This is a genomic window from Acinetobacter sp. AOR41_HL (assembly GCF_027854645.1).
GTDB classification, from domain to species: Bacteria; Pseudomonadota; Gammaproteobacteria; order Pseudomonadales; family Moraxellaceae; genus Acinetobacter; species Acinetobacter nosocomialis.
On record NZ_JAKTHZ010000012.1, the window covers coordinates 1 to 19,757 of the forward strand.

The window sequence follows — 19,757 nt, forward strand, 5'->3', positions numbered from 1 at the left end:
CTCAAGTAACTGTTTTTCAACAAGTTTCTATCTGCATCACCGCCGATGGATGTGCATTATAGACCATCCAAATCCCTTTGCAATACCTTTTTAACTTCCCACGCATCAACCGATCATTTTTTAGGCTTTTTAGTCATTTTTCTATATTATTTGACCAATTTTACATTGATAATAGCTTATCGCTTCTGTATTAAAATATATCTCTATCCAACTGCATATTGAACAGAGCCTGGCTAGCGGTTAAGGAATTATATGAATTATTCTAATTTACTATTATCGAGCTTATTAACTGTGGGTCTTTATACCTCAGCACACGCTCAGGAAAATCTTACTGAAGAATCTGCCGCTAGTCCGGAAGATGCTACTTCGACAAAGGCTCAGCAGGGCCGCCCCCGCTCACAAATTATTAAAGACTTGAAAGCACTAAAAGCTAAAGATTTAAAAATTAATGCAAACGCTGCTCAACCGGATACAGTAAAAGATCCATTACAGTCATTAAACCGTCCGATTTATTCTTTTAATGACATGTTGGATCGCAATATTCTTCGTCCAGTTGCAGTTCAATATAATGAGAAAACTCCAGAAGATGTGCGTGGCTCTTATCGTCAGTTCCGTAAAAATCTTGGAGAGCCATGGAATGCTGTTAACCAGTTAATTCAAGGACGCCCTGGACGTGCAGCAAAAACACTCGGCCGATTTACTGTTAATACATTAACAACTTTAGGTTTAGCTGACCCTGCTAGTCGCTTAGGCCTTCCGCCTGAAGATGAAAGCTTTGGTGTCACTCTTGCTTATTATGGCGTTCCTTCTGGGCCATTTTTGATGTTGCCTTTCTTTGGACCGAGTACATTACGTGATGGGATTGGCTTAGCTGTAGATTCTCAGGCTCGTCCACAAAAGTACATCATGGATAACCAAGATGGTCTTTACTGGTCAACTAATGTCTTACAGGCCATTGATACACGTGCTCAATATCTAGATTTGGATCAAACCATACAAGGTGATCAATATGCGATGATTCGCGATTTGTATCTCCAACGTAAGGCTTTCCAGATTGCTGAGAAAAAAGGTAATTCAGCAGACGTATCTTTTATTGATGATGACGAATCTGAAGATGTACCAGATGATAGTCAAACTAAAACTAAAAAATAATTAAAGAAGAAATCAAGGTATTGTACTCTTCATATAAAAAGGCAATACCTTGATTTTGATCATACATCCTCTATGATGGATAAAGTGATCTTGTAAAAGGACTACCATATCTTCTATGTATTTTATTAAACCGACCCGCTCTATCCCTTTCTTAGAGCAAGCTCTGGAAGCATTACCAGACTTACAAGTCATTCACATAGATGATCTCGATTTATATGATCCAACAATTATCGCAATTGCAGATGTACAAGATTTCCTGACTCATAAATGGCGTTTACCTACCATTGTGATTGCTTTTGAGCATGAAGGTAGTGCTTTAGCTCAAGCATGGGAAGCAGGTGCTCTTGCGGGATGGGTATGGAACCAGTTACCTCAAGATTTAAACAAGGCATTAACAAGGATTGATGCTCAATATAAACGCAATCAAGATAGTCGCGATTTGCCTTCCGCCGCAGAATTGCAAAAACGTTTATTACCAAATCCTATTGATTTATTAAATTATGAAGTTGAAACTTTTTTTCAACCTTCCGCCTATCTATCAGGTGACTGGTATGATTATTGGAAATTAAATGATAAAGAGGTTTTATTCTATCTTGCCGATGTATCGGGACACGGTGTTACAAGCAGTTTATTAACTTCATGGATGGCTGCCTTTCATGGTCGTTCAAAAACACCGCGACAGTTGATTAAAAAATTAAATGGAATGTTAGTTCAAGAGAATATTGAAAAACATATTACGATTGTAGTTGGTATTTTAAATCTGGAAACACATAGCCTTCGTTGGTCTAGTGCAGGTCACTACCCTCCTCCAATTATTTTTGAACCTAATCAACCTCCAAAAATTTTAACAACTAGTAGCTTTCCTTTGGGCTTAACTGACGAACTAGAAGTTGAAGAACACGTTTGCACATTAAATCGTCATGCACGTTTCATAGTTTGTTCAGATGGAGCATTAGAACCATTTGATGGCGGATTGAATGATCAATTTCAACAATTGGTTCAACATTTGCAAAATCAATCATTCCAAGCCCCTGATCATGTTGCTGATGACATTGCCATCTTTAGTCTTTGTCGAATGAATTAATTTAAAAATCAAACAATTAAAAAATATACGACTTAAGGACTCTTGAGTCTGAGATGGCACTATGTGATAATTTTTCTATCCTTCTCTGAAAATGGCATTTATATGTCAACAGGTCATGTTGAATATGCAAGCTTAAATGGAACGCATATTTTCAAACTTATTGGTGAAGTGCGAGCCCATTCTTGTATAAGTCTAGACAAACTTTTAAACAGAATTGAACAGCAAGAGAATGTTGTTGGTGCAATCGTTGATTTAACCCAAACAACATTTATTGATAGTACTGTATTAGGTATCTTAGCTAAGCTAGGTTTAAAACTGAAACAGACTCATCATATTCAAGCTGTGATGCTATCTACCAATCCAGATATCACAACCTTAGCCAACAGCATGGGGCTAGGGCAGGTTTTTGTCATTCTGAATTATTGTGGCGATCCTAACGTGTGCACTTTAACGTTAACGGATGAACACATTACTCATAATGCGATGTTAAGAACTGTTCTGGATGCGCATAAGACATTGATGAAACTCAATGCAAATAATCAGAATATGTTCGAGCCACTTGTTAAGCAATTGCAGAAAGAACAAGATACGCTTGAACAAGTATCTGATAAGCAAAATGCCTAAATTTTATTGCTAATCGGGATTTGTATATGACTCTTGTTTCAGTTGTTCAAATGAATTCTCAAGATGACATTGAAAGCAACTTTCAAATAATTGAGTCATTGATTCAGCAAAGCAAGGCTCAAAATGCTAGCTTAATTGTTTTTCCCGAGAACTTTGTATGTTTCGCTGCTGGTAAACAGCGTGAAACAGCTGAGCAATTTGAATCGATCCAGCAAAGACTTGAGAAACTTGCGCATCAATATCAAATCTGGATTGTTGCAGGTACTCTGCCGTGCCCATTCCGTCCAGATGGATCTATCATTCAAGATGGCCGTGTGCGTACAGTAAGCTTATGTATCAGTCCTGAAGGTACAGAAGCACGATACGACAAAATACATTTATTTGATGTACAAGTTGGCGATGCTGTTGGTGGATATCAAGAATCCCGTTTCTTCGAGCCTGGAACAGACGTTGTAGTCACATCTACTCCTTTTGGCAATATCGGCCTAATGGTATGTTATGACTTGCGTTTTCCCGAGTTAGCTTTAACCCTCAGACAACAAGGCGCTCATCTATTGACTGCTCCGGCAGCATTTACCTATACAACAGGGCAAATGCACTGGCAGCTGTTGTTGCAAGCACGTGCAATGGATAGCCAATGCTATGTTTTAGGAGCGGCACAACAAGGTTGGCATGGGGAAAAACGTCAAACCTGGGGACATGCAGGAGCAACTGATAGCCGGGGACAAATTTTAAGTATGATTGAACATGAAGGTAATGGTTTAATTACTATACCTTTTGATTTAGCTGCTCAAGAACTTGTTCGCACTTCAATGCCTTTAATGACTCATCGTAAATTAATTCACTATTAAAAGCTTAATTATTCATGTGGAAATACTTATTTAGCATTTTTTGCTTAGGGGCAAATATTCACTGTTACGCAGCGGATTTCGGTGCAACAAATCATTTTGTTTCCCCAAATTTAGAGCTTAAACAAAATACTTTTCCACCTACTCCAAAAAATATTCCTCTTCCTGCTTTTGGGCAACGAATTATTGGCTGGGGAACTGGTGCTGAAGGTGCAAGACAACGTTTAGAAAACATTCAACCAGCTGATGTTTCTATGATAAAAAAACAAGGCACAACCTTGGAAATGATTACAGCTTGGCAGGATTTTTACGAACAAGAGCAACAACGCGATGAGAACAATCCAACTGCAAGATACCGTGCTCGTTTAATGAAAAAAATTGCTGACCTCTGGTAATTGTTTCAAATTCATATTTTAAAGTTATAGAGTAATCCTTTGATTACTCTTTTTTTGCGTTATCTGATTTTTATCAATAATTCAGAATTATGAGCATTTAAGAAATTAAACATAAAGCGATATACTAGAAAAGCACCCACTAGTTTTCTGAGGAATATATGGACCAAGACTGTCAAAACTTAAAGCTTGAGAATCAATTATGTTTCCTCATTTATTCAACAAATTTAGCTCTTAATCAACTTTATCGTAAACTTTTAACTCCATTAGGTATTACCTATCCTCAATATTTGGTGATGTTAGTTTTATGGGAAAAAGATGAGATTACTGTTTCAGAAATTGGCAGCAAGTTATTTTTAGAGTCCTCCACCTTAACACCAATTTTAAAAAAGCTAGAAGCACTGCAATTTGTTAATCGTACTCGTTCAAAAGAAGATGAGCGACAAGTAATTATTACGTTAAGCGAAAACGGGAAAAAACTTAAAGAACGGGCAGTGAATATTCCAGCTCATATATTGGAAGCAAGTTCTTGTGATATGACCACGTTACTCGGCCTAAAAGATCAACTGACACAGCTTCGTACAAATATAGCTAAATAATCACCACTTTTTTTACAAAATTAACTTGTTAAAATATTTAAGTCGTGTACGATATATTTGTATTCAATTTAATTTAGGAATAAAAAGATGTCTTTAGAAAAAGTTGTGTATCGTGCAAAAGCTAAAGCAACTGGTGGCCGTGATGGTCGTGCAACTTCATCAGACGGTGTATTAGACGTACAACTTGGTGTGCCTAAAGAAATGGGTGGCGCTGGTGGTGCTGTAACCAACCCAGAACAATTATTTGCAGCTGGTTATTCAGCGTGCTTTTTAGGCGCTTTAAAATTTGTTGCTAACCGCGATAAATTCAACATTAGCAAAGATGCTTATGTTGAAGGTGAAGTTGGTATTGGTCCAATTCCTACAGGTTTTAGTATTGAAGTTACTTTAAATGTTTATTTAATTGGTATGGACCGCGAAGAAGCTGAAAAATTAGTTGCAGCAGCTCATATTGTTTGTCCATATTCAAATGCGACTCGTAACAATATTGATGTAACTTTTAATATTGTGACTGAATAATTATTCATATTGAAAAATGCCCGAATATTATCGGGCATTTTTTATATCTTTCGTATTATGCTTCACTTGCTTCATTAGTTACACGAAGTACTTCTTCAAGTGTAGTTTTGCCTGAGAGCACTTTACGCAAGCCATCATCTCGAATAGAACCAGAATACTGACGGGCATAATTTTCTAATTCAAACTCTGCTGCATTACCATGAATGAGTCGGCGCATAGGTTCATCAATAGGTACAATTTCATAAATCGCTGTACGGCCATTAAACCCTAAGTGGGAACATTGCTCACACCCTTGAGCTTCCGGTAACTTTAAAGTTGGCTCATGCGAAATATGCTGAAAAACCTGCTTTTCAAAAGTATCGGCTTCACGCCATGTCATACAATGTGGACATAAGGTACGAACCAAACGCTGAGCAACGACCCCAATTAAAGAACTTGAAAGTAAGAACGGTTCAATTCCCATATCTTTAAGGCGAGTAACCGCACCAATAGCAGTATTGGTATGTAGTGTCGATAAAACCAAATGACCTGTTAATGATGCTTGTACTGCAATTTCAGCAGTTTCTAAATCACGAATCTCACCAACCATTACAACATCTGGATCTTGACGTAACATTGCCTTTAAAGCACGAGCGAATGTCATATCCACTTTGGTATTAACTTGTGTTTGCCCTATGCCTTCAAGTTGATATTCGATTGGGTCTTCGGCAGTTAAGATATTGCGCGTATTATCATTTAAATCAGATAAAGCTGCATATAAGGTAGTGGTTTTTCCCGAACCCGTAGGACCTGTAACTAAAATAATTCCGTGTGGACGATGCACCAATTGAGTTAAACGCTCATAGTCATTTGCCATTAACCCCAAGTGAGTCATATTAAGGCGACCCGCTTGTTTATCAAGCAAACGCATAACAACTCGCTCGCCATGAGACGAAGGCAAAGTAGATACACGCACATCAACTTCACGTCCAGCAAGTCGTAAAGAAATACGTCCATCTTGCGGCACACGCTTTTCGGCAATATCTAGTTTCGCCATAACTTTAATACGTGAAACAAGTAACGGTGCCAACTCACGGCGCGGCTGTACAATTTCACGTAATTGACCATCTACCCGCAAACGAACGGATAATTTTTTTTCAAAAGCTTCAATATGGATATCAGAAGCACCAACTCGAATCGCCTCTGATAGAAGTGCATTGATCAGACGGACAATAGGCGCGTCATCTTCTTGGTCCATTAAGTCTTCTGTTTCAGGAACCTGATCGGCCAAACTCAATAAATCTGGATGATCTTCTAGACCTGCTGCAACTTGTTGCGACTCCCCTGTGTCACCAGCGTAACTCGTACTTAATAAGCTATTAAACTCTTGTTCAGTACATAGCTGATAATGTGCAGGCTTCCCCAAAATTCGTCTTGCTTCCTGCAATGCAATTTTTTCTGTATTTTGACGTCTAACAATAAAAACTTGATCACCGTCATAACGAAATAAAACACCATGACGCTTGGCAAAACTATATGGAACTTGTATTTGTTTCAATATTTGCATCACAATTTATAATGATGAGTAAGATGATTTTGAGTGTACTCTAAGCAGATTACAGCGTGAAGTCTGTTTAACAACTCGGTAGAGGAATTTTACGTCTTGTTTGAAAATAATGAATATCAGCCTCGCCCCCAGAATTCTTTAAAATGGTGGGGTGAACAGCACTTTGAAATTAACCAGTCCAAAGCATGGCAATTCGGTTCAATGCTCTTTCGTTTAACGCGGGGCATAAAAGAATGGCGTATCGAATATTATCGTCCCACTCTCCAAGATGATAATGAACAAGATTGGCACATTATCTCGGATGCAAATTTTGGTTTCCCCCATACTGTTCAAGTCGAACGTTACATGTTTAGAAAAACTAATCCAAAGTTTCTACTTATGCCTCGTTTGGCGGACCGATCTGTTGTGATTAAACCTGTTGATCCAATTTATATTCCAGCAGGTCAGCGAGGGACTCTTTATATTAGTACTCCTTTATGGATTGCAGGTTTAGTTGAAAGTCAGCATGAACCTTTATTTGAGATTCCTGTAATTCAGCCTAAAGATACATGGTTTGGACCCAATGCACAGCAAGGTGAAATTTGCTATGCCACCTCTGTTGATGGACGTACCGATTTAAATCTATTAACACCACGTGCTTTTAGAGCAGTTACGCCGATTGATTTTCACAATACCAGTAATCATCAATTACGCTTTGATCGTATGAATGTTCCGGTTACTGCCCTACCGCTATTTTATAGTGAAAGTACGGGACGCTTATGGACCTCACAGATTAAAGTTTATTATGAAGGGTCTGACCGCCCTGCCCGCATTCGTATTGAAAACCGTACACCGCCTCTTGCAGGTGAAGTGACTTACGTACATCCCCCACGTTCACCTGGCGGTGCACTATTTAATATGTTTGATTCATTTTTCTAAGGGGGTTTTATGGCTGATTCAAATATTCCTAGAGATATCGCTGATAGCCTCAAAAGTATATTCACCAATATTAATACCGAACGTATCAGTGAAATTTTAGTCGGTGTTGTGCTTTGTTTTATTGGTTTTGTCCTTGCCCGTATTATTTCCAATACATTTATTAGAACCGTTGGCTCACGTTTTAATGCTCATCAGCGTCTGGTATGGCGCCGCGGTATTTTCTATTTTATTTTCTTACTCTTCATTATGACGAGTTTAAAAGAAGCCGGTTTCAAACTTAGTGTATTCCTAGGGGCAGCGGGGATCTTAACAGTAGCGCTCGGTTTTGCTTCGCAAACCTCTGCCAGTAACTTGATTAGTGGTTTATTTTTGATTGGTGAAGGTTCATTTGAAGTCGGTGATACCATTCAAATCACCCTCATTCGTGGCAATACCATCGAAGGTGAAGTCATCTCAATTGATTTGCTTTCAGTAAAATTACTTACACTCGACAACGTCTATATTCGTTTACCGAATGAACAACTTATTCGTGCCCCTGTACACAACTTATCTAAATACCCGATACGCCGTATTCCAATTACACTCGCCATTAACTTTCATGAAGACATTATTAAAGTCCGTGAGGTTCTACTTAACGTCGCAGCAAATTACCCACTCGTGTTAGATGACCCAAAACCTGCGGTTACAGTAACTGCATTTAGGGAATCATCGATTGAGCTTTTATTTGCAATGTGGTGCCGCCAAGAAAATTCTTTAAAAGTTCGAGATGAAATGCAAGAACGTATCCGAAATGGCTTTTTAGATAACCAAATTGAGATTCCTGTTCCTAAAATGGGATTAATTGATCGACCATCTACTATTTTTGCTGAAGACGATATCGATCAATACAGTAATCAAAAAGAGTTAAAAAGAGAGCCTAAAGCTTAGGCTCTTGATTCTTCTTTACAGAGGATGATGGTGGTAATGGTGCAAGATAAGCAATAATCAGCATTACCCCACCTGCTCCAATAAATGAAATAACTCGAGTTAACGTTGCACTTTGCGATAGATCAAGCAAAATCAGCTTTAATACAACAATCCCTAAAAGTGCAGCGCCTACAAACCAGAGTTGACGAATCATTTTTCGACTAGAGAATGTCGTCAATACAAATGCCAAAATAACCCAAAGTAAGGTCAAACTTAGCTGTACTACACCATTTGTCCAAATTGAAGCACTCCATAGCGGTGTTGCCCAGTAATGGTGCAAGCCTCGAACGACTACACTACTAAATACCAGTAAGCCCACTAAAATTGTTGTAATTTTAAAAGTCCACTCCAGTGACTTATCTTGATCAAAATCATGTTGATAAATAATAAAAAGTAAGCCTGCAAATACCGCAATTGAAAGAAAGTCCGTTAAGTTAATTAAAGGAATAAAATAAAGGTACTCGGCAGAATGGCTATCAATACTCACCGCAAGCAACCACAGTAAGCTTAAACACCACACCGGAATTTGATGCAATAGTGTCGTTTTATGAGTTTTATAAGCCCAAAGCGAATAAGCCACAGGAACAAAAGCCAAAGCCACAATTGGCATTTTTGGAAAAATAGCCACGCCAACTATTGCTAACGCTAACCAGCTTAAACCAGCCCAGACTTTTAAGTATCCAGACTCACCCGTCTGTGGTTGAGCCATAATAAATAAGCCGCTAAGAATAATTGTAGCGACTAGGAAAGTAGTTTGCTGTAATGAGTCTCCCCATTTAAACAACGTAAATACTTGACTAACAGAGACCTCCCCCAAAACTAACAACAGTAACAGGCTAATTAAAATTAACTGCAAACTCTGCCATTGCACACGTAATTTATAGTGTACGACTGCACTAAATATTGCGATTAGGGCTACAGCGAAGATCAAATACGGACTTAAACCATGATGATGCCATGCCATTATTTCTATACCAGCTACGGCGCCCGCATACATACCTAAGCATAAGAAAATACCGCTAAACATACTTGCGCTAAAATAGCGTTGCTCTTTACTGTTGTATTGCAATAAATAAAAAGCAGAAATGAATTGAGCAATTGCATAAATGCTAGTGCTTAGCGTTGGAAACTTTTCATTTGCCCAAACCTGATAAAACAGTGCAAGTGAACTGAGTAAAACTAAAACTACGCCAATATATCGGCTTAAACGATAGCGCTCAGTTACTCCCCAAACGATTAAAGCCGTACCTTGTGCAACCCAGCCAATAGCAGTCCAGTGCGCCCCTTTTGCGAGTGGAAAAATTAAGGCAAAAAAAGCAACCGCGAGTATAAAAAAACTTTTTGCAAGAACTGAAAGTTGTGGATGGTTTTTTTTAATCCAATAAGTTAATACCGCATAAGTACACGCTAATACAGCAGCACCAATCGTCAAAGCTTGGGTCGACTCATGAACTAAATAAGCATGAAGTGTAAAGCCTAATACAGGAACACTAAAAATAAGGCCAACATCTAAGAGTGGAGGTACACGAATCCCCTCTTGTTTTTCATGTGCTGAAACCCGCGATATATTTTGGCTATAACGAACACTTAACCAAATAAACAAAGCAATATGACACCATAAGATCCAGTCTAATGTGTCAAATTTTGCAGGTTCAGCATAAAATGCGATTGCACTACCACCAATAAACATTGTGGCAAAGAAAGCAATCTGATTTAGGATTTTCCAAGGCTGAATAAAATTAACAGTGGCGACTGCAAGATTAATAACCAGATAGTAACTAAATAAAAAAACCACATCAGGACGATATTGCGGAATAACTAAAGGAGCTGCACAAGCCATACCCAGTGCGAGTATTGCCAAATAAATAGCTTGTTGTTTTAAACTCAGGAATACTGTAATTGCTAATAAAATCGTAAATAGAATACTTGCTGTAGTTAGGCTGGTAATTACACCAAAATGATGCGAGAACACAAGCGTTAGAAAGACAACAGCTAACCCGACACCTTGCAATGCCACAGCAAATAGCTGGTTTTTCTTTTGCAAGGTATATCCAAATGCTGTTAATACACCTCCTGCAATCGCAATAAAACCAAGTTTCACACCTAAGCTCAACTGCCAATGCTCACTGGCAAAACGCAGTAAGAGCACCACCCCAACCATAAGCACAGCAACAGCAACTCTTAAAATTGGATTACCATGAATCATCCAATCGACTGCTGGTTGCCACCATGCGGTGGTCTGTGTACGAGCTATTTGTTCTTCTTGATCTAAAGCTGTTGTTTCAGGCAAAGCTGGCTCGGTAATATTGTTTGGATCAGCTTGCTCTGATACAGGCATTATCACTTCTGTATGTATAGATTCATTTACACTTACTGTTTGCTTGGCTGACTCGAGGAACAATAGACGAGTATGAAATGTACTAATAGTTTGCATCAAACATAACAATAAAACCAGTAATGCCCCACCAGCAATCCACATCCAATGATTGATATAAGCAACTAATGCAACTAAAGCAGCCGCATAAATGACTGTGCGTTGTATGTGAATAGAATAAAGTGGGGTTCTCTGCCGAGAAAACTGTTGTTCTAAATGAGTTAAACGTTGATGTAGATTTGATAACGACTGAACTAGTATGACAGTAAGAGCAATAGATAAAGCAACAACGGCACTCTGAAATTTAAAACCAATTGAAATGGCTAAAAACAAAGTCAAAGCGATCAAAACAACGATCATTCCCTGTTTGTCTTTTTTATACATGGGCTTAGCAATATGACACCTTCATTACATATCATCTTACTTCAAGCCAATACAAGCGTATATTTATACATACAAAATACTGCAAAAATCATAAACCTGCATTCATAGCCGTTTTCACGTAAAATACCCCTAATTCAAATTAAGGAATTGTTCAATGCCACCATTTGTCTTGGTTGATGGGTCCTATTTTTTATTTCGTGCATATCATGCATTACCACCATTGACGACCTCTACAGGGTTACATACCAATGCAATACGTGGGGCAATTTCTGCCATTCAAAAATTAATGCGCCGTATGCAACCAACACATATGGCCGTAATTTTCGATACGCCTGAGCCAACTTTCCGTCATAAGCTTTCACCTATTTATAAAGGTGACCGCCCGACTATGCCGGAAGAGTTATCTCAACAGATTCCATATTTACACGCTCTAATTAAAGCGCAAGGAATTCCTTTATATAGCCTTCCGGGTGCTGAAGCTGATGACATTATCGGCACACTTGCTAAACGTGCCGTACTCGAGGGCCATCATGTACTTATCTCAACTGGAGATAAAGACATGGCTCAGCTCGTCAATGACCATGTCAAACTTGAAGATAGCTTTAAAGATCGTGTAATGGACACCGACGGTGTATTTGAAAAATTTGGTGTTTGGCCAAATCAGATTATCGATTACTTAACCCTTATGGGCGATGCGTCTGACGGTATTATGGGCGTGCCTGGCGTGGGAGCAAAAACAGCAGCCAAGTTACTGACCGAATATGGCACTTTAGATAATATCATTGCTAATGTAGACCAGCTTAAAGGCAAACTGAGCCAAAATATTAAAGATAACTTAGACAATATTAAGCTTGATCATCAGTTGGCAAGTATTGTTTGCGACCTTCCTTTAGAACTCGACTGGCATGAGTTAAAGCTTACTGATCCAAACGTAGAGGCTTTGCGTAATCTATACACTGAGCTCGAGTTTAGAAACCAATTACAGTCGCTTGATCATCCAAACAATCCAAATAGTTCAAGCTACAAACAGCAAGCTTCACAGACCGTGGTTCAAAATGAAGTTAAACCTGCTGAAACGATAGAAACAGAAGATCAAGCTAGCTTAACTAGTCAAGATGATCAGCTTGGGACTGCAAATTATCATACTGTTTTAACTCAAGAAGCTTGGGATCAAATCTGGCAACGCATGCAAAATGCCGATCATTTTGCTATTGATACAGAGACCACAAGTCTTGATTACCGTATTGCCGAAATGGTTGGTTTTTCAATCGCCTTTGATGCAAAAGATGCCTATTATGTGCCTTTAGCGCATAACTATGAAAATGCGCCACAGCAGCTGGATCGTGAACAAATTCTGGCTCAAATTAAGCCAGTATTAGAAAATGAAGCGGTTAAAAAAATCGGTCATCACCTTAAATATGATGCGCACATTTTTGCTAATCACGGTATAGAACTTAAAGGCTGGTATTTCGATAGCATGCTGGCATCTTATGTATTAAATGCAGCAGCAACTCGTCACGGTATGGATGATGTAGCTCGTGTCTATTTAAGTCACTTAACCACAACTTTTGAACAAATTGCTGGTAAAGGTGCTAAACAGAAGACTTTTAATCAAATTGAGATTGAAGTTGCAGCTCATTATGCAGCCGAAGATGCACATGTGACTTATCGTTTATATGAAGTCCTTTCAAATAAACTTAAAGCACATCCTGAGCTAGAAAATATTTTATATAATATCGAAATGCCGGTTGCCCGAATTTTGTCAGGCATGGAAGAAGATGGTATTCGTTTAGATCATGCATTCTTAGATAAATTAAGTGTTGAATTTGCAAAAACCATGGAAGGCCTTGAAAATCAGGCTATGGAAATTGCAGATGAAACTTTTAACATTGCTTCACCTAAACAAGTAGGCGAAATCCTATTTGATAAATTAGGTATTAAAGGTGGTAAAAAAACTGCAACTGGACAATACAGTACCAGTGAAAGTGTTTTAGAAAAAATCGAACACCCATTAGCGGAAATTATTCTAGAACATCGTGGGTTAGCAAAGCTAAAAAGTACCTATACTGACCGTCTAGTTGAACAATCTCATAACGATACCCATCGCGTACATACAAGTTATCACCAAGCTCTCACAGCGACAGGTCGTCTATCTTCTTCGGATCCTAACTTACAAAATATTCCAATTCGTAGACAAATTGGCCGTCAAATTCGTAAAGCATTCATTGCACCAGAAGGACGAGTTTTACTAGCAGCCGATTACTCACAAATTGAACTTCGTTTAATGGCTCATTTTTCTCAAGATGATGCTTTAGTACATGCGTTCCAGCACGGACAAGACGTTCACCGCCGTACTGCTGCAGAAGTATTGGGTATTGCGATCGAAGATGTAACAAACGATCAGCGTCGCCAAGCCAAAGCTGTAAATTTTGGTTTACTTTACGGTATGTCCGAGTTTGGCTTAATTCGTCAGTTAGGCTTCACACGTCAAGAGTCGCAAAACTATATTAAGCAATACTTCCAACGCTATCCGGGTATTTATGAATACATGCAACGTACCCGCCAAGTAGCATCGGAGCAAGGCTTTGTTGAAACTATTTTAGGACGTCGTCTTTATACACCAGATATTGATGCTCGAAATGTGATGGTACGTAAGGCTGCTGAACGTGCTGCGATCAATGCGCCTTTACAAGGTAGTGCAGCTGATATTATTAAACTTGCAATGATTGCAGTTGATAAAATCTTGCCAAAAGATCAAGCAAAACTACTACTTCAGGTACACGATGAATTAGTGTTTGAAGCCGATCAAAACATTGCCGAAGAACTTTCTAAGCAAATCGCAAGTGTTATGGAATCCGTTGTCGAAATTTCTGTGCCTTTAGTAGTTGAAGTTGGGCAAGGGCAAAACTGGGATGATGCACACTAAGTCATCAATAAACCAATAAAAAAGGGCTGTGAAATACAGCCCTTTTTTATCGTCTCAACTTAAAGTCCAGTTAAAAGAACTTTAGCAACTTCATTCATTAAGATCTCAGCAATATAGAGCGCTAAGAATGCCAAAATTGGCGACAAATCAATCATTCCCATATTAGGCAGTAAGCGACGGAACGGCGCTAATAATGGTTCTGCCAAATCTTGAATGACTTCAATATAAGGTGAACGAGATTGAGTGAACATCACCACCCAACTCAAAATGATTGTCGCAAAAATTAAATAACGACAGAAACGAATCAAATCTTGGATCATTGTCACAAATGTCAGAATCACTAAATGAATCGGACTATTTGGCATTGAACCTGAAAGATACATCACACCGAAAATTTTCAGTAAATATAAAATAATTAAAAGAACTAACGCGGCTAAATTGAATCGGCCTTTTGCGACTGTTGGAAAAATTCGGCCAAAAATATCAACAATCTTCGTCGCCTTTACTGTCGATAAAACCACAGGATTATAAGGACTTACTGCCGCCAATTGCATTAAGAACCGGAAAAAGACCAATAAAATCGCAACGTTAATTAAAATTCCAAAAATTAGCGCAGAATTTGCACCCATAGTTGTCTTATCCTATTAAAGCTATTTTGCACTGTCACTCAGTTCTTGAGCCAATTCTTGGCTACGTTTCTGTGCAGCAGCTAATGCAGATTGAATATTTTGAGAGATTTGTGCACGATCAAAAACTTCAAGTGCAGCTTGTGTTGTACCATTCGGTGATGTCACATTTTTACGTAGTTCAGACGGAGTATTTGAACTCGTAATTGCCATTTGAGCCGCACCTAATGCTGTTTGAAGAGTTAAAGCAGTTGCAACTTTTTCATCTAGGCCTAGATTTTTACCTGCACGGATCATACTTTCCATGAGATAGAAGAAGTAAGCTGGGCCTGAACCTGAAACTGCTGTTACCGCATCAATTTGAGCTTCGGAGTTTACCCAAATTGTTAAACCAGTTGCTGCTAAAATTTGACTCGTTAATTCACGGTCTGAAGCACCAACTACATCAGTCGCATAAATACCATGTGCGCCAGTTTGAACTAATGCTGGCGTATTAGGCATAACACGAACAATTCGTTCGCTATCAATAAGATTTGATATTGTCTTAATTTCCGCACCAGCAATGATGGAAATAACCAGTTTATCCGATAATAAGCCTTTCAGCGGACGTAGAACATTCGCTAGAACTTGTGGCTTTACCGCAAGTACAACAACATCCGCATTTTTAATTGCAGCCACATTATCTTGTGTTACATGAACTTCTTTTTCTTGTAATAAATGACGGATTTGTTCAACTGGATCTGAAACGGTAATACGTGTTGGCGGCAAACCTCTTGAAATCAGCCCGCCGATCAACGCTTGGGCCATATTACCACCACCAATAAAACAGATATTACTATTTACTGCACTTGTCATAACCATATTCGCCATTTACCAGATCACAAGAATGAGAAATTAAATCTGGTTGCCATCCTCCTTGCTCACAATACGGAGACTGAGCCAACCAAAATCCTTTCGGTGTAAAAACCCCAAGCATAACATTATCTATGACTAATATTTGAATTGTATGACGAAGCCAAGGCAAAATATGTGCTTCTTGAATCGCTTTTTTTAACGGCCATTGTCCAACACGACCATATAGATGAATCTTTTCCCCACCTTGACGTCGAATTATTTTCAATTTTTTATTCAATAAAGAATGACTTAAACCAATTTTTTTACTCTCAATATTGAACAGCCCTGCTGCGCCCTGCCATTCTTCTTGTAATTTAAATGAATGCTCCAGTTCAGCTTCAACCGGATTTAATTTTTCAGCAAGATAAATCTGTTTACTTAACCTATAAAGAATATTTTGATAACGGACGTAATAAAACTGGTTCCAATGTAAAGCGGCTTGTGCATCAGATTTAGAATCAATGACTTCTTTTTTTAAGCGCTCGACCATTTCAAATGCAGGCCGATATTGCCCATCACCCTTCATCCATGCAGAAAGTAACTGGCGCTGTCGTGCAAAAGATAACTCAAATAATTTCGTTAAATCTAAATAGTCAGCTGAACCCGAATATTGCCAATCATTTTTCAGAACTTCTTCTAAAATTTCGGAAGCATCCTGCATGAGATAACTGGTTCGGCTCAGCGCCTGCTGCATTTTTGGAAATCTTTTTGATAAAAATGGCCAAAGCTCTTCACGACACCACACACGGTCATAATGGGTATCATAATTCATTGGATCATCAATATACTTCACTTCAAGCTGAGCAGCCCAAGAAGCAATTTGCTCACGTGTTAAATCCAAAAAAGGACGCCAAATCGTCATATTTTCACGGTAATCAATGGCTTGCATTGCAGCAAGTCCATCTACACCTGTACCTGACAATAAACGTAAAATAGCTGTTTCGGCCTGATCTTGCTGATGATGAGCAAGCAATAGAATTTCATTTTGTTGTAAATGTTGCTGATAAGCTTGATAACGTGCTTGACGTGCTTGAGCTTCCAGATTCCCATCAGAAATCTGTACTTTTTGAATAATATAAGAAATATTTAAACTTGTTGCCTGACTGGCAACAAGTTTCCCCCATTCTGCACTTTGTTCTTGCAGTTGATGATCAATGTAAATTGCCCGGATCTTTTGAGGGAAAATTTGAGTCATTAAATGTAGTAGTAGCATTGAATCCAAGCCACCACTACATCCAATAAGAAAAGAACTATTTTCTGAAAACTCTTGAGCCTGCTTTAAGACGTGATGCCTAAATTTTCGCTGCCAAACTTCATTAAACGTTGATAACGTGCTTCGCATCGTTCATTTGCATCCATCGGTAGCAATTCATCCAAAGCTTGCTTTAAAACTACTTTTAGGTTTTGCATCACACGCTCAGGGTCTAAATGAGCTCCTTCGCCTTCATCTACTACATATTCAACAATACCTAGAGATTGTAGTTTATCTGCTGTTAAACCTAAAGCTTCACTCGCTTGAGCTGCTTTTTCAGCAGTCTTCCATAAAATAGATGCACAACCTTCTGGTGAAATCACAGAATAAATACTATGTGATAGCATAATCACACGGTCAGCAACCCCAATACCTAGAGCACCGCCAGAACCACCTTCACCGAGTACTGTTGCAACAACAGGAACTTTCAAACTTGAAAGTTGAGCAAGACTAGTGGCAATTGCTTCAGCTTGTCCACGTTCTTCAGCACCAACACCTGGATATGCACCCATCGTATCAATAAACGTGAAAACCGGAAGATTAAAACGCTCAGCCATATCTAGTAAACGCTGAGATTTACGGTAACCTTCTGGGTTCGCCATACCAAAGTTGTGCTTTAATTTTTCACGGGTACTACGACCACGGTGTTGTCCAATGACCATCACAGGTTGACCGTCAAAACGAGCAAGACCACCTACCATCGCACCATCGTCACCAAACAAACGATCACCATGCAAGGCATCAAACTCTGTAAAGATTTCACCGACATAATCTAGAAACTGCGGACGATCAGGATGACGTGCAATTTGAACCGTTGTCCACGCTTTGGACTGAGTAGCTTTTTTCATAGGTCGAATATTATCCCTTTAATCGATAAATTTTTCCGACTGAATATTCAATTCAATGTCCCAATGCTTAAACTGCTCTTGCTCATCATGCAAGTCGGCAACTAACAATGGCCATTGTTTGGCATCACCAGAAACACTAAGCTGCCATTGTTGATCATTTATGATGGTCAATTCAATGGCAGGAAGCATCTGATCACTGCGACTATGGTTGAGTAAAACTGCAAGGCGAAGTAATAAACTTAGGTAGAGTAATTTATTACCGCCCGCCTTTAAAACTTCATTTTTTACATCATTACGTAATTTACGACGATGATGAGCAACTAAATGTGAAAGATGGTTTTGATCAATTTGTGAGAAACCAGGAATATCAGAATGCTGTAATAAATAAGCACCATGACGATGATAACCACCATGACTAATTGCTAAACCAATTTCATGCAAATATGCTGCACGGCGCAGTAAGTCACTGTCTTCACTGGTTAAATTCAGAGATTCTGCTACCCCATCAAATAAGTGTTGAGCTGTATTTACAACTCGTTCTGCTTGTTTCGGATCAGCGTTATAACGTCCCATTAGGGCTTGCACACTACGATCTCGGATATCTTCATGCTTAAAACGACCTAAAAGGTCATACATGACTCCTTCACGTAATGCACCATCAGAATATGCCAAATGTTCAATTTCTAATACTTCAAAAACTGCGTACAAAATTGCCAATCCGGCTGGCAAAACTGCTCGTCGATCTTCTCTAAGTCCTTCAAAATCAATTTCAGAAATATTTTTGAACTTGAGCAACTTATCTTTAAGTTTATAGAGACCCTCACGAGTAACATTTTCTTGCTCGTCACTTAACCCCATATTTACCATAATTTGACGGCAGGCTTTAATTGTACCGCTAGAACCAACAACAGTATCCCAACCTTCCATTTTATAAGTTGTTGCGATCGCTGAAAGTTCTTTGCGCGCAGCAACCACTGCCTTATCAAAAGCTTTTTGGGTAATTTCACCATCAGCAAAGTAGGCTTTAGTATATGCTACACAACCCATCTGTAATGATTCGGTATAAATCGGCTCGAATTCTTCGCCAATAATAAACTCAGTAGACCCACCACCGATGTCAACTACTAAGCGGCGTCCACCATTTGCCATCGTGTGAGATACACCGAGATAAATCAGTCGTGCTTCTTCACGGCCTGCAATAATTTCAATAGGTTTAGGTAATATTTCAGCAGCTTTTTGAATAAACTCATGGCCATTTTTAGCCTGACGTAAAGCATTCGTTGCCACAATTCTTAAACGATTAGGTTGAACCGACCCCAAACGCCCGACAAAACGAGCCAAACATGCCAAGCCACGTTGCTGTGCAGCTTCTGTTAAGTTTTTATTTTCATCCAGACCAGCTGCAAGCTGTACTTTTTCTGACATTGAAGCCACTTTTTTAACTTCACCGTGATCTACCCGTGCAATGGCAAGGTGAAAACTGTTCGACCCCATATCTATGGCAGCAAGTAATTCTTCATCAATCAGAAAGTCAGACATTATTGAACTAAACCCATAACAATTCACGCCTAGAGTAATTCACAAGAATGCAATTGAAAAGCCATTTTCATCAACAATTAATAGCCATCGATAATTTTCGATTTGTTAAACGATTGTACAAGCCGATGGTGAATATCGTGAGCATCCATTAGACAAATTTAATTAAGCCTTGAATAATAGCATCAAACCCTTACATTGAACTAAGTAGCTATGTAATACTGATAGAGATTATATCCTCCTATAGTGATAGCACTTTTTTCTAAAAA

Annotated in this window: 17 protein-coding genes; 10 read left to right on the forward strand and 7 right to left on the reverse strand. The window is 38.8% G+C overall.

From position 1 onward, the window contains the following. Positions 1-252 precede the first annotated feature (252 nt). The 7 genes from MKL35_RS03290 (at position 253) to MKL35_RS03320 (ending at position 5,218) form a co-directional block, all read left to right on the forward strand. Complete coding sequence (locus MKL35_RS03290) at positions 253-1,152, forward strand: MlaA family lipoprotein (protein WP_270912834.1); 900 nt, start codon at positions 253-255, stop codon at positions 1,150-1,152. Between the two features lie 115 nt (positions 1,153-1,267). Next, positions 1,268-2,236 (forward strand): RsbU family protein phosphatase GigA, encoded by a 969-nt coding sequence (gene gigA / locus MKL35_RS03295; RefSeq protein WP_002054548.1) that lies wholly within the window; start codon positions 1,268-1,270, stop codon positions 2,234-2,236. A gap of 102 nt (positions 2,237-2,338) precedes the next feature. Further along, positions 2,339-2,860: an anti-anti-sigma factor GigB gene (gene gigB, locus MKL35_RS03300; RefSeq protein ID WP_000103065.1), complete on the forward strand. Its 522-nt coding sequence runs from the start codon at positions 2,339-2,341 to the stop codon at positions 2,858-2,860. A 26-nt stretch (positions 2,861-2,886) separates the two neighbouring features. Continuing rightward, positions 2,887-3,711: a carbon-nitrogen hydrolase family protein gene (locus MKL35_RS03305; protein WP_106479540.1), complete on the forward strand. Its 825-nt coding sequence runs from the start codon at positions 2,887-2,889 to the stop codon at positions 3,709-3,711. A 14-nt stretch (positions 3,712-3,725) separates the two neighbouring features. After that, on the forward strand, positions 3,726-4,103 hold the full coding sequence (locus MKL35_RS03310) for a DUF4951 domain-containing protein (RefSeq protein WP_032048518.1): 378 nt from the start codon (positions 3,726-3,728) through the stop codon (positions 4,101-4,103). Between the two features lie 158 nt (positions 4,104-4,261). Then, positions 4,262-4,699, forward strand: a complete 438-nt coding sequence (locus MKL35_RS03315) for a MarR family winged helix-turn-helix transcriptional regulator (protein WP_004710519.1) — start codon at positions 4,262-4,264, stop codon at positions 4,697-4,699. An 87-nt stretch (positions 4,700-4,786) separates the two neighbouring features. Further along, a complete protein-coding gene (locus tag MKL35_RS03320) occupies positions 4,787-5,218 on the forward strand; it encodes an organic hydroperoxide resistance protein (protein WP_000051124.1) in 432 nt (143 codons plus the stop codon). 55 nt (positions 5,219-5,273) lie between these two features. Here the strand turns inward: MKL35_RS03320 and gspE are convergent, their stop codons facing one another. After that, a complete protein-coding gene (gene gspE, locus MKL35_RS03325; protein ID WP_083009167.1) occupies positions 5,274-6,764 on the reverse strand; it encodes a type II secretion system ATPase GspE in 1,491 nt (496 codons plus the stop codon). A gap of 96 nt (positions 6,765-6,860) precedes the next feature. On the opposite strand from gspE, the gene MKL35_RS03330 reads away from it, so the two are divergent. Beyond that, on the forward strand, positions 6,861-7,682 hold the full coding sequence (locus tag MKL35_RS03330; protein ID WP_002054549.1) for a hypothetical protein: 822 nt from the start codon (positions 6,861-6,863) through the stop codon (positions 7,680-7,682). A 9-nt stretch (positions 7,683-7,691) separates the two neighbouring features. After that, positions 7,692-8,609, forward strand: a complete 918-nt coding sequence (locus MKL35_RS03335; protein WP_004883114.1) for a mechanosensitive ion channel family protein — start codon at positions 7,692-7,694, stop codon at positions 8,607-8,609. Here the strand turns inward: MKL35_RS03335 and MKL35_RS03340 are convergent. Continuing rightward, entirely contained in the window at positions 8,599-11,406 is a 2,808-nt protein-coding gene (locus tag MKL35_RS03340; protein WP_106479539.1) for a DUF2339 domain-containing protein, read from the reverse strand. The two genes, MKL35_RS03335 and MKL35_RS03340, sit on opposite strands and share 11 nt — an antisense overlap. A gap of 154 nt (positions 11,407-11,560) precedes the next feature. On the opposite strand from MKL35_RS03340, the gene polA reads away from it, so the two are divergent. Continuing rightward, positions 11,561-14,332, forward strand: a complete 2,772-nt coding sequence (gene polA / locus MKL35_RS03345; RefSeq protein ID WP_119689248.1) for a DNA polymerase I — start codon at positions 11,561-11,563, stop codon at positions 14,330-14,332. Between the two features lie 59 nt (positions 14,333-14,391). On the opposite strand, the gene MKL35_RS03350 is transcribed toward polA, so the two are convergent. Genes MKL35_RS03350 through ppx form a run of 5 tightly spaced genes read right to left on the reverse strand, consistent with a single transcriptional unit; the run spans position 14,392 to position 19,491 of the window. Next, complete coding sequence (locus tag MKL35_RS03350; protein ID WP_002054582.1) at positions 14,392-14,961, reverse strand: YggT family protein; 570 nt, start codon at positions 14,959-14,961, stop codon at positions 14,392-14,394. A gap of 21 nt (positions 14,962-14,982) precedes the next feature. Further along, positions 14,983-15,819: a pyrroline-5-carboxylate reductase gene (gene proC / locus MKL35_RS03355; protein WP_079377114.1), complete on the reverse strand. Its 837-nt coding sequence runs from the start codon at positions 15,817-15,819 to the stop codon at positions 14,983-14,985. Beyond that, positions 15,794-17,194, reverse strand: a complete 1,401-nt coding sequence (tilS, locus tag MKL35_RS03360; protein ID WP_106479537.1) for a tRNA lysidine(34) synthetase TilS — start codon at positions 17,192-17,194, stop codon at positions 15,794-15,796. The genes proC and tilS overlap by 26 nt, the downstream gene beginning before the upstream one ends. Continuing rightward, positions 17,131-17,952 carry an acetyl-CoA carboxylase carboxyltransferase subunit alpha gene (locus tag MKL35_RS03365; protein WP_002054564.1) on the reverse strand — a complete coding sequence of 274 codons (822 nt, stop codon included), beginning with the start codon at positions 17,950-17,952 and terminating at the stop codon, positions 17,131-17,133. Before MKL35_RS03365 ends, tilS begins: the two co-directional genes overlap by 64 nt. Before the next feature lie 18 nt (positions 17,953-17,970). Next, a complete protein-coding gene (gene ppx, locus MKL35_RS03370) occupies positions 17,971-19,491 on the reverse strand; it encodes an exopolyphosphatase (protein ID WP_002054555.1) in 1,521 nt (506 codons plus the stop codon). Positions 19,492-19,757 lie beyond the last annotated feature (266 nt).

Bases quoted from the DNA above. Each gene is read 5' to 3' on its own strand.
- MKL35_RS03335 (WP_004883114.1), top strand. From the start codon at position 7,692: ATGGCTGATTCAAATATTCCTAGAGATATCGCTGATAGCCTCAAAAGT.
- gigA (WP_002054548.1), top strand. From the start codon at position 1,268: ATGTATTTTATTAAACCGACCCGCTCTATCCCTTTCTTAGAGCAAGCT.
- MKL35_RS03315 (WP_004710519.1), top strand. From the start codon at position 4,262: ATGGACCAAGACTGTCAAAACTTAAAGCTTGAGAATCAATTATGTTTC.
- polA (WP_119689248.1), top strand. From the start codon at position 11,561: ATGCCACCATTTGTCTTGGTTGATGGGTCCTATTTTTTATTTCGTGCA.
- proC (WP_079377114.1), bottom strand. From the start codon at position 15,819: ATGGTTATGACAAGTGCAGTAAATAGTAATATCTGTTTTATTGGTGGT.
- MKL35_RS03305 (WP_106479540.1), top strand. From the start codon at position 2,887: ATGACTCTTGTTTCAGTTGTTCAAATGAATTCTCAAGATGACATTGAA.
- MKL35_RS03340 (WP_106479539.1), bottom strand. From the start codon at position 11,406: ATGTATAAAAAAGACAAACAGGGAATGATCGTTGTTTTGATCGCTTTG.
- gigB (WP_000103065.1), top strand. From the start codon at position 2,339: ATGTCAACAGGTCATGTTGAATATGCAAGCTTAAATGGAACGCATATT.
- tilS (WP_106479537.1), bottom strand. From the start codon at position 17,194: ATGCGAAGCACGTTATCAACGTTTAATGAAGTTTGGCAGCGAAAATTT.
- gspE (WP_083009167.1), bottom strand. From the start codon at position 6,764: ATGCAAATATTGAAACAAATACAAGTTCCATATAGTTTTGCCAAGCGT.
- MKL35_RS03320 (WP_000051124.1), top strand. From the start codon at position 4,787: ATGTCTTTAGAAAAAGTTGTGTATCGTGCAAAAGCTAAAGCAACTGGT.
- MKL35_RS03365 (WP_002054564.1), bottom strand. From the start codon at position 17,952: ATGAAAAAAGCTACTCAGTCCAAAGCGTGGACAACGGTTCAAATTGCA.
- MKL35_RS03290 (WP_270912834.1), top strand. From the start codon at position 253: ATGAATTATTCTAATTTACTATTATCGAGCTTATTAACTGTGGGTCTT.
- MKL35_RS03350 (WP_002054582.1), bottom strand. From the start codon at position 14,961: ATGGGTGCAAATTCTGCGCTAATTTTTGGAATTTTAATTAACGTTGCG.
- ppx (WP_002054555.1), bottom strand. From the start codon at position 19,491: ATGTCTGACTTTCTGATTGATGAAGAATTACTTGCTGCCATAGATATG.
- MKL35_RS03310 (WP_032048518.1), top strand. From the start codon at position 3,726: ATGTGGAAATACTTATTTAGCATTTTTTGCTTAGGGGCAAATATTCAC.